This window comes from Nonomuraea sp. C10, assembly GCF_008017515.1.
Classification (GTDB): domain Bacteria; phylum Actinomycetota; class Actinomycetes; order Streptosporangiales; family Streptosporangiaceae; genus Nonomuraea; species Nonomuraea ferruginea.
Window position 1 is genome coordinate 795,262 of record NZ_VPFF01000003.1, and the last position, 15,181, is coordinate 810,442.

The window sequence follows — 15,181 nt, forward strand, 5'->3', positions numbered from 1 at the left end:
ACCCCTAACCCCGGACTTGCGCCCATCTTGTAACGTCTCGTGGCTGTACGAGCACCTGTGGCGTTGGAGGTTTCCTACCGTTCCATGCCTGGTCCAAGCAGGCACAAAGAGGACATGAAGTCTTTGCCGTACCGTGCTTTACGAGACCACCTTGTGACCCCCCGGTTGTGAAATCTCTACAGAGTCTGTAGTTCCGGTTGAGCAGGAACCCTCGGTGCATTAGTGTCCAGCGTCGATGTCCCCGCGCATGTGGCGCGGAGACGCGCCCAATCCCCGCAAGGGGAGCCGGGGACCCGCCGGCGGCGTTCGAGCGGCGCCGCCAGGGGTGAGTCCGAGCACCTCGCTCGGTAGGGCCGGTCCGAGCCCGAACCCGTCAGCTAACCCGGTCGGCGCGCTACGGAAGGAGCTCGATTGGTGAAGCGCACGCGCGACCGCAGGGGGAGTTCCGCGGGCGAGCGCGCCCGCCCTCCGGAACGGGCCGGCTACGGCCGCAGGCTGGGCATCGTGGCCGCCACCCTCGCCGCGCTGCTCGTCGCCGCTCCCGCGGGGACCGTCGCCGCCGACCCCAAGCCCTCGCTCAAGGAGCTCTCCGAGCAGGTCGAGGAGATGCACCTGGAGATCGAGACTCTCACCGAGCAGTACAACGGGCAGCGCGAGAAGCTCAAGACGGCCAAGAAGGCCGTGGAGAACGCCAAGAAGAGGCTCGCCGCCAGCGAGGCCGACCTGGCCACGAAGAAGACCAGGGCGTCACAGCTGGTCGAGGCCGAATACATGTCGGGCGGCCTCAGCCGGGTGCTCGCCTTCACCACCGGCGGCGACCCCGAGAGCTACCTCGACCGCGCGGCCACCACCTACGCCCTGCGACAGCAGCAGAGCGAGGAGGTCCTCAAGCTGACCAAGGCGATGGACGCGGCCGAGCGGGCCAGGACCGGCGCCCAGACCCGCATCGACGAGGTCAACAAGATCGTCAAGGACCTCGGCGCCAAGCGCGACCGGATCTCCAAGCTCGTCACCAAGGTCGAGAGCCGGTTGTTCCAGCGCGCGCTCGGCGAGGCCGGCCGCCCCGGCACCAGGGCCGTCAAGGTGAGCCTGCCCATCCCCGGCGACGGCAAGGCGGCCCAGGCCGCCCGCTGGGCCCTCACCCAGCAGCTCAAGCCGTACGTCTGGGGCGCGGAAGGCCCCAACGGCTACGACTGCTCGGGGCTGGTCATGGCCGCCTACCAGCGCGTCGGCATCTCGCTGCCGCACTACACCGGCGACCAGTGGACCGCGGGCAGGCACATCGCGCGCGAGGAGCTGCGCCCCGGCGACCTGGTCTTCTTCTACAGCGACCTGCACCACGTGGGCATCTACCTCGGCGGCGGCATGATGGTGCACGCGCCGCGCACGGGCGACGTCGTGCGCATCGCCTCACTCGACCGGCGCCCCTACGCCGGAGCGGTGCGCATCGCCGACTGACGGCTAGATCAGCTGGCGGCGCGCGGCCCAGGCCACGGCTTCGATGGCCGTGGCCACCCCGATCCGGTCGCAGATGCCCCTCAGTCTTCGGCGCACCGTGCGGCCGCTGCAATCAAGGCGCCTCCCCACTCGGTCTACTGTGACGCCCTTGGCCAGCTCCGCCAGCAACGCCAGATCTGCATGGCTCAGTTCAACATTTTCACTGAGCACATCCATCGGGAGCCCTCCCCCCCAACAGCACTACTCGGTGACGTCCTGGCACGAGCGAAAGGCTGCTCGCCCCGACTACGTAAACGCATCCGGCAAAGGCCGTCAAGCGTAAGATCTGCCCTACTTGACCATAGCCATTGACATGATCCGTCCTACGTGAAGTACTCGGCGTATGTCGGCACATTTCCAAGCGCAATGATCGATCACAAGGACTCTGACAGCGCGCCGCCGTCCACGCTGAGCCCCAGCGACATGCTGGGTTTCGATCCGTACGATTATGCGTTCCTGCGCGAGCCGTATTCCCGATACCGGAAGCTGCGCGAGAGCGGGCCGCTCTTCCGGACGCGCGGCGGGCTGCTCGTCGCCACCTCCCACGAGCTCTGCTCGGCCCTGTTGCGCGACCCTCGTTTCGGTCACGGCCCCACCCCCGCGCCCGCCGGGCCGGACGAACCGGTCCGTTCGTTCCTCATGATGGACCCGCCGGACCACACCCGGATGCGCGGACTCGTCAGCAAGGCCTTCACGCCCGGCATGGTGCGGCGGCTGCGTCCGCGCATCGAGACGATCACCGCGGACCTGATCGCCGCGCTGCCCGACGAGGCCGACCTGGTCCGCGACTTCGCCTACCCGCTGCCCGTCATGGTGATCAGCGAGATGCTGGGCGTGCCGGCGGAGGACCACGAGCGCTTCCGCGGCTGGAGCGAGACCCTGGCGCGCAGCCTCGACCCGATCGTCACCGACGAGGTGACCGAGCGCTCACAACGCCACAGGCGTGAGTTCCACGACTACTTCCAGGGTCTCATCGCGCTGCGGCGGGAGCGGCCGGCCGACGACCTGCTCAGCGCGCTCGTCCAGGTCGAGGAGCTGACCGAGCGCGAGCTGCTGGCCACGTGCGTGCTGCTGCTGGTGGCCGGTCACGAGACGACCGTCAACCTCATCGCCAACGGCGTGCTCAACCTGGTCAGGCACGGCGTGCTGGGGCGGGCGGCCGAGCGGCCCAGGGAGGTCGTGGAGGAGGTGCTCAGGTATGACCCGCCGGTCCAGCTCACGGCCCGCGTCGCGCTGGAGGACGCCGAGCTGGGTGGCGTCCGGGTGCCGGCGGGCACGTCGACGCTGGCGCTGGTCGGCGCGGCCAACCGCGACCCGGCGGCCTTCCCCGACCCGGACCGGTTCGACGTGGGGCGGGCGCCTGGCAGGCATCTGGCGTTCGGTCTGGGGGTGCACTTCTGCCTGGGTGCGCCGCTGGCCCGGCTGGAAGGGGAGGTGGCGCTGGCCGCGCTGGCCGGGGTCGCGCCGGGGCTGGAGCTGGCCGACGCGGATCCGCCGTACAAGGAGAACCTGGTGCTGCGCGGCCTGGCCCGGCTGCCCGTCAGGCTCAACCGCCCGCGCTTGTAGCGCGGGCGGGCTGGCTCGGCGCGGTCAGCGGGTGGGCTTGACCAGGGGGAAGAGGATGGTCTCGCGGATGTTGCGGCCCGTGAATGCCATGATCATCCGGTCGATGCCGGCGCCCATGCCGCCCGTCGGGGGCATGCCGTACTCCAGGGCCTGCAGGAAGTCCTCGTCGAGCTGCATGGCCTCCAGGTCGCCGCCGGCGGCGAGCAGGGACTGCTCCTCCAGGCGGCGGCGCTGGTCGATCGGGTCGATGAGCTCGGAGTAGGCGGTGCCGAGCTCGGTGCCGAACCCGATGAGGTCCCACTTCTCGGTCAGCAGCGGGTTGTCGCGGTGGACGCGGGCCAGCGGGGAGGTCTCCAGCGGATAGTCCATGACGAACGTGGGCTGGACGAGGGTGTGTTCGACCAGCTCCTCGAACAGCTCCTGGACCAGCTTGCCCTGGCCCCACTTCGGGTCCCAGTGCACGTCGTGCTTGTCGGCCAGGCCGCGGACGCGCTCCAGCGGGGTCTCGGTGGTGACCTCCTCGCCCACCGCGGCGGACACCAGGTCGTAGAGCTTGGCCCGCGGCCACTCGGGCAGCCCGAGGTCGACCTCGACGCCGTCGTGGACGACCACGGTGGTGTCGAGCGCGGCGACCACGGCCTTCTGGTACATGCGCTGGGTGAGGTCGGCCATGTCGTGGTAGTCGAGGTAGGTGCCGTAGGCCTCGACCATGGTGAACTCGGGGTTGTGGGTGGAGTCGGCGCCTTCGTTGCGGAAGTTGCGGTTGACCTCGAAGACCTTCTCGACGCCGCCCACCACGAGCCGCTTGAGGTAGAGCTCGATCGCGATGCGGAGGTAGAGCTCCATGTCGTAGGCGTTGATGTGGGTGGCGAAGGGCCGGGCCGCCGCGCCGCCGTGGATCGGCTGCAGCATCGGCGTCTCGACCTCGAGGTAGCCCTCCTCGTGCCAGAAGTCGCGCACCGCGCGCACGGTCGCGCTGCGGACGCGGGCCATCTTGCGCGCCTCGTCGTTGACGATGAGGTCGACGTAGCGCTGGCGGACCCGGGCCTCGGGGTCGGTCAGGCCGAGGTGCTTCTCGGGCAGCGGGCGCAGGCACTTGGACGTGATCTGCCAGCGGTCGGCGAGGATGGACAGCTCGCCGCGCCGCGAGGTGATCACCTCGCCCTCGACGCCGACGTGGTCGCCCAGGTCGACGTCGTGCTTCCAGGACGCGAGCGACTCCTCCCCCACCTTGTCGAGCGAGATCATGACCTGGAGGTCGCCGCTGCCGTCGCGCAGGGTGGCGAAGCAGAGCTTGCCGCCGACGCGGTTGAGCATGACGCGCCCGGCCACGCCGACCCGGTCGCCGGTGGCGGTGTCGGGCTCCAGGCCCTGGTATTTCGCCCTGACCTCCGCGTTGGTGGTCGTGCGGGGGAAACTCACCGGGTAAGGGTCGACGCCTTCGGCGCGAAGGCGGTCGAGCTTCTCCCTCCGGATGCGCATCTGCTCGGGAAGTTCGTCGCTCACATCACCAAAGGGTAGGGGATACGGCCACGTGCAAGGTCTCGTCGGTCCCCTGCAGGGGGCCTGCAAGCACGCTCGGTTACCCATGTGTCACGGGCTCGAAGGGGGGATCCGGCAGCGGGCCGGTCCAGGGGAGGGCTCGGGGAGAGACCATGTTCAGGAAGATCGCCACCGGCCTGCTCGCCGTCGCCGCCACCGGAGCCGTCGCCCTGTCGATGCCCGCCGCCGCGAGCGCCACCACCGCCGACGGGCACTCCTGGGGCCCGGTCTACGCCAAGCACCACCTCGCCAAGGCCCAGGGCTGGATCGGCGTGGAGTGGGACGAGCACCAGACGTCCAACACGGTCCACCTCCGCGGCCGGCTCCACGACCTCGACCAGCGCACCCACGGGCAGGGCGGCAAGTGCGCCTACGTGAGGTTCCAGGCGGCCGGCTTCGACCACGAGTGGGACGCGGTCCACGCCAGGAAGTTCTGCGGCTACCCGGGCTCCAAGAAGTTCCGGTTCGACGTGGACGACGTCGCGGCGGTGCGGGTGAAGGTCTGCCAGATCCACCCGCACCAGCAGTGGGTCAGCAAGTGCGGCCACTGGGAGTACCTGTACGCCGCCGAGTCCGAGTGAGTTTCCTCCAGCCGCAAGCGGCCCCCTACCCGAGCGGGGGGCCGCTTGCTCATGTCTCAGCTGGTGTTGCGGTGGTAGATGAGCCGCAGGCCGATCAGCGTGAGCCACGGCTCGTGCACGTCGATGGAGCGCGACTCGCCGACGACCAGGCCGGCGTGGCTGCCGGTGGCGACCACGGTCACGTCGTCGGGGTCGTCGGCCAGCTCGGCGGCCATCCGCTCGACGATGCCGTCGACCTGGCCGGCGAAGCCGTAGATGATGCCCGCCTGAAGCGCTTCGACGGTGTTCTTGGCGATGACGGAGCGGGGCCTGATCAGCTCCACCTTGTGGAGCTGGGCGCCGGCGGCGGCCAGGGCGTCGACGGAGATCTCGATGCCGGGAGCGGTGACGGCGCCGATGTACTCGCCCTTGGCCGACACCGCGTCGAACGAGGTGGCGGTGCCGAAGTCGACGATGACGCACGGGCCGCCGTACTGGTCGATGGCGGCCAGCGCGTTGACGATGCGGTCGCTGCCGACCTCCTTGGGGTTGTCCATCCGTACGGGCACGCCGGTGCGGACGCCGGGCTCGACCACGACGGCGGTGACGTCGCCGTAGTAGCGGCGGCACATCTCGCGCATCTCGTTGAGCACGCTGGGCACGGTCGAGCAGATCGCGATGCCGCCGATGTCGGCGCCCTTCAGCAGGGGTGACTGGCCGAGCAGGCCCTGCAGGACGACCGCGATCTCGTCGGCGGTGCGGCGGGCGTCGGTGGCCAGCCGCCAGTGCTCGATGACGTCCTCGCCCTCGAAGAGCCCGAGCACCGTGTGCGTGTTGCCGACGTCGATCGTGAGCAGCATGTGTTACCCCCGTAGATCCAGTGCGACGTCCAGGGCCGGCGCCGAGTGGGTAAGGGCGCCTACCGCAAGGTAGTCCACGCCAGTCTCCGCCACGTCACGGGCCGATTCCAAGGTCAATCCCCCGCTGGCTTCGAGCGCAACCGCCTTGTTGGCGCGATTTTTCACAATTTGGACGGCCTGGGTGGTTTGTTCCACGGTGAAGTTGTCCAGCAGGATCAGGTCCGCCCCCTCGGCCAGCGCCTCCTCCAGCTCCGCGAGGCTGTCGACCTCGACCTCGATCGGCAGGTCCGGATACCGTTCGCGCACCGCGCGGAACGCCGGCGCCACCCCTCCGGCGGCCACCACGTGGTTGTCCTTGATCAGGGCCGCGTCGGACAGCGACATCCGGTGGTTGACGCCGCCGCCGCACCGCACCGCGTACTTCTCCAGCGCCCGCAGCCCCGGCAGCGTCTTGCGGCTGTCGCGCACCCGAGCCCGGGTGCCGCCGATCGCCTCGGCCCACCGGCCGGTGAGCGTGGCGATGCCGGACAGGTGGGTGACGAGGTTCAGCGCCGTGCGCTCGGCCGTCAGCAGGGCCCTGGTCGGGCCCTCCACCGTCATCAGCACCTCGCCGCGGCGGACGCGCTCGCCGTCCTCGGTCTTCCTCTCGGTACGGGTCGCGCCCAGCCGCAGGAACACCGCCTCGGCGAGGGCGAGGCCGGCCACGACGCCGTCGGCGCGGGCCACCATGTCGCCGGACGAGAGCTGGCCGGCCGGGATCGTGGCGATGCTGGTGACGTCGCCGGCCGCCGACAGGTCCTCGGCCAGCGCCCGGTCGATCACCGTGTCGGCGTCGGCGGGGTCGAGCCCGGCGTCGGCCAGCTCCCGGGCCAGCCGCGGCGGCATGGCGTCGCCGTGCGGGGTGTAGGTCATCTGCAGGCCCTCCTCGGTCAGGGTCACGTCCAGGTGGCCGAGCCACTCGTGGTCGTCGCGCTCGGGGCGGTCCTCCCGCCAGTGGGAGCCGCGCGTCTCCAGCCGCGCCGCGGCCGTGCCCGCGAGCACGGTGGCGACGGTGAGCAGATTGGTGGTCTCCCACGACTCGGTACACGGCGGCACCTCGACGGGCGTCCAGCGGGCGTCGCGCAGCGCCCTGGCCGTGGCCGTCAGGGATCCGCGGTTGCGCAGCACGCCGGCGCCGGCGCTCATGTGGTGCTGGATCCGGCCGCGCGCCCGCGGGTCGATCAGCCCGGCCGGGGCGGCGGACTGCTCCGGCCCGCCCGGCCGGGGCCGGGAGCGGTGCACGTCCTCGGCGATCCGCTCGGCGAACACCAGCCCTTCGAGCAGCGAGTTGGAGGCCAGCCGGTTGGCGCCGTGCACGCCGGTGCAGGCGACCTCGCCGCACGCGTACAGGCCCTCGATGGACGTGCGGCCGTACAGGTCCGTACGGACGCCGCCGCTGGCGTAGTGGGCGGCCGGGGAGACCGGGATGAGCTGGGTGACCGGGTCGATGCCGTGGGCGCGGCAGACGGCCTCGATGGTGGGGAACCTGGTCCGCCACTTGTCCGGCCCGAAGTGGCGGCCGTCGAGGAAGACGTGGTCGCGCCCGGTCTCCCGCATCACCCGCATGATCGCCTTGGCCACCACGTCGCGCGGCGCCAGGTCGGCCAGTTCGTGGACGCCGGTCATGAACCTGTCGCCCTCGTGGTCGACCAGGAACGCGCCCTCTCCCCTGACCGCCTCGGAGATCAGCGGCTGCTGCCCGGTCGAGTCCTCGCCCAGCCACAGCACGGTCGGGTGGAACTGGACGAACTCCAGGTCGCGCACCACCGCGCCGGCCCGCAGCGCCAGCGCCACCCCGTCGCCCGTGGACACGACCGGGTTGGTGGTGGCCGCGTAGACCTGGCCCATGCCGCCGGTGGCGAGCACGACCGCGCGGGCCCGCACCGCGCCCACGCCGTCGCGCGCGCCCTCGCCCATGACGTGCAGGGTGACGCCGGTGGCCCGGCCCGCGGCGTCCTTCAGCAGATCGAGGACGAGCGCGTGCTCGATCACCTCGATGCCGCTCGCGCGTACCGCCTCGACCAGCGCCCGCTGCACCTCGGCGCCGGTGGCGTCGCCGCCCGCGTGCACGATGCGGTCGCGCCGGTGACCGCCCTCGCGGGTGAGCTGGAGCCGGCCGTCGGGGGTGCGGTCGAAGCGGGCGCCGCGGTCCATCAGCCGCCGCAGCGCTCCCGGTCCCTCGGTGACCAGCGTGCGCACGGCCCGCGTGTCGCACAGCCCGACCCCGGCCAGCAGCGTGTCGTTGAGGTGCTCGTCCGGGCTGTCGCCGGGGTCGAGGACGGCGGCTATGCCGCCCTGCGCCCATCGGGTGGAGCCGGAGGAGAGCACGTCCTTGGTGACGACCAGGACCCGCTCGGCCGGGGCCAGCTCGGCGTGGCGCAGCGCCACGGTGAGCCCGGCGATCCCGGATCCGACGACGACCAGGTCGGCCTCGGCGGTCCAGCCCGGATCGGGCGCCGCCAGCCGCAGGGGGATCGCCGGTGCACTCATGGGCCCTCCTCAATCGGGGCTATTTCGTCAATATGACGATAATGCCTGACCGAGTATGCGCGCGCCCCGGGGGCCGCTACCGGCCCAGCCGCACCACCATGTTGTCGATCAGCCTGGTCGCGCCGACCTTCGCGGCCACCGCGAGAACCGCTTCTCCCTCGTACGGGTCGGAGACCTCCGTGAAGGTGGCCGGATCCACCAGCACCAGGTAGTCGAGCTCCAGCTCCGGCGGGGCCTCGGCGAGCACCTTCGAGGCCGCGGCGCGGACCCGGGCCGGGGTCGGCTCCCCCGCTCCGGCGCGCAGGGCGCGCGACAGCGCCAGCGCCACCCGGCGCTCGCCGGCCGACAGGTAGCGGTTGCGGCTCGACAGGGCCAGGCCGTCGGGCTCCCTGACGGTCGGCGCGCCGACGACCTCCACGGGCACGTCCAGGTCGGCGACCATGCGGCGGATCATGGACAGCTGCTGGGCGTCCTTCTGCCCGAACACCGCGACGTCCGGCCGCACCAGGTTGAACAGCTTGAGCACCACGGTCAGCATGCCGTCGAAGTGGCCCGGCCTGGAGGCGCCCTCGACGATCCGCCCCATCTCGCCCGCGCACACGCTCACCTGGCGGTCGGGGAGGTACATGTCGCCCGCCGCCGGGGCGAACACCACGTCCACGCCCTCCTCGCGGCACGCCGCCAGGTCGGCGTCGAAGGTGCGCGGGTAGCGGGAGTAGTCTTCCCCGGGCCCGAACTGCAGCGGGTTGACGAAGACGCTGACGACGACGTGGTCGGCGCGGTCGCGGGCCAGCCTGATGAGCGAGCGGTGCCCTTCGTGCAGGGCTCCCATGGTGGGGACGAGGGCGAGGGTGCCGCCACCGCGGGCCTTGATCAGATCGGTGCGGTTCCTGGCGAGGATGAGGTCCATGCGCTGCCTCCGAGAACGGATCCATGCCCGTCGCGGGTCACGGTCAGGTCCATATGTTGCCACCCAGCGCGTCGAGGAGCCGCTCCGCCTCCTCCGGTTTCAGCAGCCCGGCCGCCAGCGCCCGGTCGGCCGTGAGCCTGGCCAGCGCCACGTAGGCGTCGGCCGCCTCGGGGGCGGCCAGGATCAGCGCGTCGACGTGCTTGCGCACGGTGCCGGCGTCGCCGCGCACGACCGGCCCGGTCAGGGCCGACAGGCCGAGCCTGAGCACGTTGTCGAGCGCGGCGCCGAGCAGCGGCCCGAGCATCCGGCCCGGGTGGTCGACGCCGATGCGGCCGAGCAGTTCCTCCGACTCGGCGATGAGCGTCACCATGTGGTTGGAGGCGTTGGCCAGGGCCGCGTGGTAGAGCGGGCGGTCGGCGTCGGCGATCCAGACCGGCTCCCCGCCCATCTCGATGACCAGGGCCTCGGCGATCGGCCGCAGCGGCTCGGGGGCGGTGACGCCGAAGGAGCAGCCGGTGATGCGGTTGAGGTCGTCGTCGCGGCCGGTGAAGGTCATCACCGGGTGCAGCGCCAGCGGCAGCGCGCCCTTGCGGGCGGCCGGGTCGAGCACGGACAGCCCGTACGCGCCGCTGCAGTGGACGAGGATCTTGCCGTGCAGGTCGGCGCCGGTGGCGGCCAGGCCGCCCACGAGGTCGGGCAGCGCGTCGTCGGGCACGGTGAGCAGGATGAGCTGGGCCGCCGCCACCACCTGGTCGGGCCGCACCGGCTCGACCCCGAGCCTGGCCGCGGCCCATCGCTGGGAGGCGTCGGAGACGCCGCTCGCGGCGACGACGCGATGGCCGGCCTGCGCCAGCGCGGAGCCGAGCGCGGAGCCGACCTTGCCCGCTCCCAGCACGCCGACGGCCAGGCGGGCCGGGCGATCGGCTGCCTCCATGACGTCACACCCCCCGTCGACCTGATGGCACTGCCGACCAGGGTAACCGGCGCACCGGCAAGAAGAGATGACCGGGGTTTTGCTGCATGTTGCGTTACCGACAAAAGGGACAAGGGCAGGTGAACCGGTGCACCCCCTGTCGGATGAGATGAGGAGAGGGGTTCACCGCTGGGAGCGGGCGCCGAGTCCAACGAGACCCGACGCCCGCACTGTGTCAGGGGCCTCTTGGGCGGTGCGCATGGCCGCCACGCCGACTGGCGGTCATGGCGGGGCCCGGATCCGGTCCGGGCCCCGTGTCCATCGTGAGATAGTCCAGACATGTGGCTCACCTGGCGCGCCGCCACTCAGCGCGCGCTGTACGGCGAGGGCGGCTTCTACCTTCGCGAACGCCCGTCCGGCCACTTCCGCACCTCGGTCGTCGCGTCACCGGCGTTCGCCGAGGCGGTGCTGGCCCTGCTGCGCGAGGTCGACGCCGAGCTCGGCGCCCCCGCCGGGATCGACCTCGTCGACGTCGGCGCGGGCGAAGGCGTGCTGGTCCGCCACGTGCTGGCCATGGCCGGCCGCGGGCTGCGGGCCAGGCTGCGGGTCACGGCCGTCGACCTGTCCCCCCGGCCGGACGATCTTCCCGAGGAGATCGGGTGGTCCGCCCGGATCCCCTCCGGCGTGCGCGGCCTGGTGATCGCGAACGAGTGGCTCGACAACGTCCCGCTGGACGTCGCCGAGCAGACCGCCGACGGGCCGCGGCTGGTCCTGGTCGACACCGAGACCGGCGAGGAGCGGCTGGGCGGCGAGCCGCCGGCGGCCGATCTGGAGTGGCTGAAACGGTGGTGGCCGCTGTCGTGCGTCGGCACGAGAGCCGAGATCGGCCGCACCCGCGACGCGGCCTGGGCGGCGGTCCTGGCGCGGCTCGACCAGGGGCGGGCCGTCGCCGTCGATTATGCACACCCTGTGGATAACCGGCCGCGCTGCGGCACGCTCACCGGATATCGCGACGGCGCGGTCGTTTCCCCGATCCCCGACGGGACCTGCGACATCACCGCGCACGTCGCGCTCGACGCGTGCGCCGAGGCCGGGCGGCGGGCGGGCGCGATATCCACAGCCTTGTCCACACAGCGTGCCGCGCTGCGCGAGCTGGGCGTCACCGGCGCCCGCCCCTCCCTCGACCTGGCCCGAACCGATCCTCCGGGCTATCTCCGGGCGCTCGCCCGGGCCTCCGAGGAGGCCGAGCTGATCGATCCGGCGGGCCTGGGCGGGTTCGGCTGGCTCTGCCAGCGCCGGTGACCCGGCGTCAGCGCGTTCTCAGCTCCAGGCCCTGCAGCCCCCGGATGATGTAGCCCGGCTTCCACTCCGGCTCCCTGACAAGCTCCAGCGCCGGCGCCCGGTCGAGCAGCGCGCCGAACGACTCGACCATCTCGATCCTGGCCAGCGGCGCGCCCAGGCAGTAGTGGATGCCCAGGCCGAACGAGATGTGCGGGTTGTCCTTGCGGCCCGCGTCGAACCGGTCGGGGTCGTCGAACACCTCGGGGTCGCGGTTGGCCGAGCCGAACAGCAGCGCCACCTCGGCCCCGCGCGGGATCCGCACGCCGCCGACCTCGATGTCCTCCAGGACCCAGCGCTCGAACATCTGCGCCGGGGTGTCCCAGCGCAGCACCTCCTCGATCGCCGTGGGCAGCAGCGAGCGGTCCGCGCGCAGCCGGGCCAGCTCGTCCGGGTTCCTGAACAGCGCCCACCAGCCGTTGCCGGTGGCGTTCACGGTGGCCTCGTGACCGGCGTTGAGCAGCAGCACGCAGGTGCCGATCAGCTCGTCCTCGGTCAGCTCGGGGATCCCCGCCAGCGCGCTGATCAGGTCGTCGCCCGGCTTCCCCGCCCGCTCGCGGGCCAGCCCTCTGAGGTACTCGGCGAACTCGTCCGCCGCCCTGACCGCGGTGTGCTGCATCTCCTCGCTCGGGTTGAGCTCGTACATCAGGCAGATGTCCGAGGACCAGGGCCGCAGCAGGTGACGGTCCCGCTCGGGGATGCCCAGCATCTCCGCGATGACCGTCACCGGCAGCGGCTCGGCGACCTCCGCGATCAGATCTCCGCCGCCCTTCTCCACGTACGCGTCCACGAGCCCTTCAGCGATGGCCCGCACGCGCGGCCGCAGCGACTCGACCATGCGCGGGGTGAACGCCTTGGACACCAGGCGGCGCAGCCGGGTGTGCACCGGCGGCTCGACGTCGAGCATGCCGGCGCGGACCACCCGCCAGAACGGCTCCTGGAACTCCGGCTCCGGTGGCCTGCCGAACTCCTCGTCCGTGGCCACGTGCAGATAGGAACGGCCGAGCCTGCGGTCACGCAGCAGCTCGTCCACATCCGCGTGGCGGGCGATCAGCCACTGGTCGGCGGGTTCGAAGTAGCTGACGGGGGCCTCCCGCCTCAGCTCGGCGTAGACGTCGTAGGGATGGGCCACGAAATCCGGATTCCAGGGATCAAAGCGCACTATTGCATAGTAGGAGCTTCCTCCACCTGCTTGTTCTTCCTGCTCCGCACCCGGATGTTGAGCAGCTCGACGACGACCGAGAACGCCATCGCGAAGTAGATGTAGCCCTTCGGGATGTGCTGGTCGAGACCCTCGGCCACGAGCATCACCCCGATCAGCACCAGGAACGCCAGCGCCAGCATCTTGATGCTCGGATGCGCGTCGACGAACCGGCTGATCGGCCCGGAGGCGAACAGCATCACCGCCACCGCCACGACCACGGCCGCGATCATCACCCCGAGTTCGTCGACCATGCCCACGGCGGTGATCACCGAGTCGAGCGAGAACACGATGTCGAGCAGCATGATCTGCACGATGACCGACGTGAACGAGACGACGGCCGCCGACTTGCCGTCCTTGCTGGGCCCGTCCATCGTGTGGCTGATCTCGGTGACGCTCTTGGCCAGCAGGAACAGCCCGCCCAGCAGCAGGATGAGATCTCGTCCCGATATCTCATGACCGAGCACCTCGAACAGCGGCGCGGTGAGCCGGACCACCCACGACAGCGCCAGCAGCAGGAGCAGCCGCATCACCAGCGCCGCGGCCAGGCCCACCACCCGCGCCCGGTCGCGCTGCTCGGGAGGCAGCTTCCCTGCCAGGATGGAGATGAAGATGATGTTGTCGATGCCCAGGACGATCTCCAGGGTCACCAGGGTGAGGAACCCTATCCAGATCTCCGGGTTGGACACCCAGTCAAGCATCGCCGCCTACTTTCGGTGGGGGAACGTACCACCGCCCAACGAGCAGAAGTCCGGAGAAGTTCGCGATCCGGATGAATCATCGGTTATAGTCCGGCACGTAGGTCATGAGTGCCAGCGCCAAGCCCCGGCTCGCTGGCCGGCAACCCTCGCGTCCGCGGCGGGGTGCCCCGGGTGAAGACCTGGTCCGCCACGAAGGGTGGCGGGCAAGCGCGGGCTCCGTGGCTGCTCCTGGGGTCCGATGACGCCCGAGGAGGCATGCCGTGTCCACTTTGACGATCTTCGACGCCGCCCGCACCGCTCCCGAGAAGAACCCGGAGCCCTGTCCGGCGCGTGCGATCCCCGCCGTGCTCGGCGCCGACCTGCGGGTCCCGGTCAAGGGCGGCAGGCTCGCCGGGTACGCCAACCTCGACTACGCCGCCAGCGCCCCCTGTCTGGAGCAGGTCAGCGCCGCCGTCGCCGCCGCGCTCCCGGCCTACTCCAGCGTGCACCGCGGCGCCGGGTACGCCTCCCAGCTCACCACCGCCCGCTACGAGCAGGCCCGCCACACCGTACGGGCCTTCGTCGGCGCCCGCACGGACGACGCGGTGGTCTTCACCCGCAACACCACCGACGCCACCAACCTGCTCGCCCGCTGCCTGCCCGAAGGCACCACCGTGGTCGTCTTCGACACCGAGCACCACGCCTCGCTGCTGCCGTGGCAGCGGGTGGTCCGGCTGGCGCCGCCCGCCTTCCCCGGCGAGGCCGTGCGCGCCGCCGACGACACCCTGGCCGGGATCGACGGACCCAAGCTCCTGGTCGTGACCGCCGCCTCGAACGTCACCGGCGAGCTCTGGCCCGTCGCCGCGCTGGCCCACATCGCGCACCGGCACGGCGCGCGCATCCTGGTGGACGCCGCCCAGCTCGTCCCCCATCGGCCGCTCAACCTGACCGCGCTCGACCTGGACTACGTGGCCTTCTCCGGGCACAAGCTGTACGCGCCGTTCGGGGCGGGGGCGCTGGTCGGCCGCGGTGACTGGCTGGCCGCCGGCGACCCGTACCTGAAGGGCGGCGGCGCGGTGCGCGCCGTCGGCGAGGACGGTGCCGACTGGCACGACGACCCCGAGCCGCGGCACGAGGCGGGCACCCCGAACGTGCTGGGCGCCATCGCGCTGGCCGCCGCCTGCGACGCGCTCACCGCCACCGGCTGGACCCCGCTCGTCCGCGAGGAGGAGCGGCTGCTCGCCCGGCTGCGTGCCGGCCTCGCCGCCATCGACGGGGTACGGGAACTCTCGCTGTGGGGGCCCGGCCACCCGCGCGTCGGCATCGTGTCCTTCACCGTCGACGGCCACCCGGCGCGCGAGGTCGCCGAGACGCTGTCGGCCGAGCACGGGATCGGGGTGCGGGACGGCAAGTTCTGCGCGCACCCTTTCGTCCGCCACCTGCTCGGCACGCAGGACGGCGGCTGCGCGGACGGCACCGCCTCGGCCGTGCGCGCCTCGATCGGCATCGGCACGACCGAAGAGCATGTCGACCGTCTTCTCGCCGCGCTGCGCGACCTGGCCGGTCGCTGAGCGGCCCGCTCAGC

The 15,181-nt window shown here is 71.6% G+C and carries 13 protein-coding genes and 2 riboswitches; of the genes, 5 read left to right on the top strand and 8 right to left on the bottom strand.

Annotated features, from left to right (window positions below):
• Nucleotides 1-253: 253 nt before the first annotated feature.
• A riboswitch (cyclic di-AMP (ydaO/yuaA leader) is annotated at nucleotides 254-408 on the top strand.
• Between the two features lie 6 nt (nucleotides 409-414).
• Nucleotides 415-1,458: an NlpC/P60 family protein gene (locus tag FR742_RS35195; protein ID WP_315970659.1), complete on the top strand. Its 1,044-nt coding sequence runs from the start codon at nucleotides 415-417 to the stop codon at nucleotides 1,456-1,458.
• A 3-nt stretch (nucleotides 1,459-1,461) separates the two neighbouring features.
• On the opposite strand, the gene FR742_RS35200 is transcribed toward FR742_RS35195, so the two are convergent.
• Complete coding sequence (locus tag FR742_RS35200) at nucleotides 1,462-1,674, bottom strand: LuxR C-terminal-related transcriptional regulator (RefSeq protein WP_148035612.1); 213 nt, start codon at nucleotides 1,672-1,674, stop codon at nucleotides 1,462-1,464.
• Between the two features lie 189 nt (nucleotides 1,675-1,863).
• Here FR742_RS35200 and FR742_RS35205 point away from each other — a divergent pair, with 189 nt between their 5' ends.
• Nucleotides 1,864-3,063: a cytochrome P450 gene (locus FR742_RS35205; RefSeq protein WP_187281523.1), complete on the top strand. Its 1,200-nt coding sequence runs from the start codon at nucleotides 1,864-1,866 to the stop codon at nucleotides 3,061-3,063.
• A 24-nt stretch (nucleotides 3,064-3,087) separates the two neighbouring features.
• Here the strand turns inward: FR742_RS35205 and lysX are convergent, their stop codons facing one another.
• Complete coding sequence (gene lysX / locus FR742_RS35210; RefSeq protein ID WP_148037153.1) at nucleotides 3,088-4,545, bottom strand: bifunctional lysylphosphatidylglycerol synthetase/lysine--tRNA ligase LysX; 1,458 nt, start codon at nucleotides 4,543-4,545, stop codon at nucleotides 3,088-3,090.
• Nucleotides 4,546-4,718: 173 nt separating this feature from the next.
• Here lysX and FR742_RS35215 point away from each other — a divergent pair, with 173 nt between their 5' ends.
• Nucleotides 4,719-5,186 carry a hypothetical protein gene (locus FR742_RS35215; protein ID WP_148035613.1) on the top strand — a complete coding sequence of 156 codons (468 nt, stop codon included), beginning with the start codon at nucleotides 4,719-4,721 and terminating at the stop codon, nucleotides 5,184-5,186.
• 56 nt (nucleotides 5,187-5,242) lie between these two features.
• On the opposite strand, the gene FR742_RS35220 is transcribed toward FR742_RS35215, so the two are convergent.
• The 4 genes from FR742_RS35220 to FR742_RS35235 form a co-directional block, all read right to left on the bottom strand.
• Nucleotides 5,243-6,025 (bottom strand): type III pantothenate kinase, encoded by a 783-nt coding sequence (locus FR742_RS35220; RefSeq protein WP_148035614.1) that lies wholly within the window; start codon nucleotides 6,023-6,025, stop codon nucleotides 5,243-5,245.
• 3 nt (nucleotides 6,026-6,028) lie between these two features.
• On the bottom strand, nucleotides 6,029-8,554 hold the full coding sequence (locus FR742_RS35225; protein WP_148035615.1) for an L-aspartate oxidase: 2,526 nt from the start codon (nucleotides 8,552-8,554) through the stop codon (nucleotides 6,029-6,031).
• Nucleotides 8,555-8,630: 76 nt separating this feature from the next.
• The gene (panC, locus tag FR742_RS35230; protein ID WP_148035616.1) at nucleotides 8,631-9,464 is read right to left on the bottom strand and encodes a pantoate--beta-alanine ligase; all 834 of its coding nucleotides are present in this window, start codon (nucleotides 9,462-9,464) and stop codon (nucleotides 8,631-8,633) included.
• Between the two features lie 43 nt (nucleotides 9,465-9,507).
• Nucleotides 9,508-10,398, bottom strand: coding sequence for a Rossmann-like and DUF2520 domain-containing protein (locus FR742_RS35235; protein WP_148035617.1), 891 nt, complete (start codon nucleotides 10,396-10,398; stop codon nucleotides 9,508-9,510).
• Nucleotides 10,399-10,716: 318 nt separating this feature from the next.
• Here FR742_RS35235 and FR742_RS35240 point away from each other — a divergent pair, with 318 nt between their 5' ends.
• Nucleotides 10,717-11,679: an SAM-dependent methyltransferase gene (locus FR742_RS35240; protein ID WP_148035618.1), complete on the top strand. Its 963-nt coding sequence runs from the start codon at nucleotides 10,717-10,719 to the stop codon at nucleotides 11,677-11,679.
• Between the two features lie 7 nt (nucleotides 11,680-11,686).
• Here FR742_RS35240 and FR742_RS35245 read toward each other — a convergent pair whose 3' ends face one another.
• Nucleotides 11,687-12,877 (bottom strand): cytochrome P450, encoded by a 1,191-nt coding sequence (locus FR742_RS35245; protein WP_148035619.1) that lies wholly within the window; start codon nucleotides 12,875-12,877, stop codon nucleotides 11,687-11,689.
• Entirely contained in the window at nucleotides 12,877-13,617 is a 741-nt protein-coding gene (locus tag FR742_RS35250) for a TerC family protein (protein ID WP_148035620.1), read from the bottom strand. The genes FR742_RS35245 and FR742_RS35250 overlap by 1 nt, the downstream gene beginning before the upstream one ends.
• A gap of 100 nt (nucleotides 13,618-13,717) precedes the next feature.
• A riboswitch (SAM riboswitch) is annotated at nucleotides 13,718-13,833 on the top strand.
• 44 nt (nucleotides 13,834-13,877) lie between these two features.
• Between FR742_RS35250 and FR742_RS35255 the strand changes: the two genes are divergently transcribed.
• On the top strand, nucleotides 13,878-15,167 hold the full coding sequence (locus FR742_RS35255) for an aminotransferase class V-fold PLP-dependent enzyme (protein WP_148035621.1): 1,290 nt from the start codon (nucleotides 13,878-13,880) through the stop codon (nucleotides 15,165-15,167).
• Nucleotides 15,168-15,181: the final 14 nt, after the last annotated feature.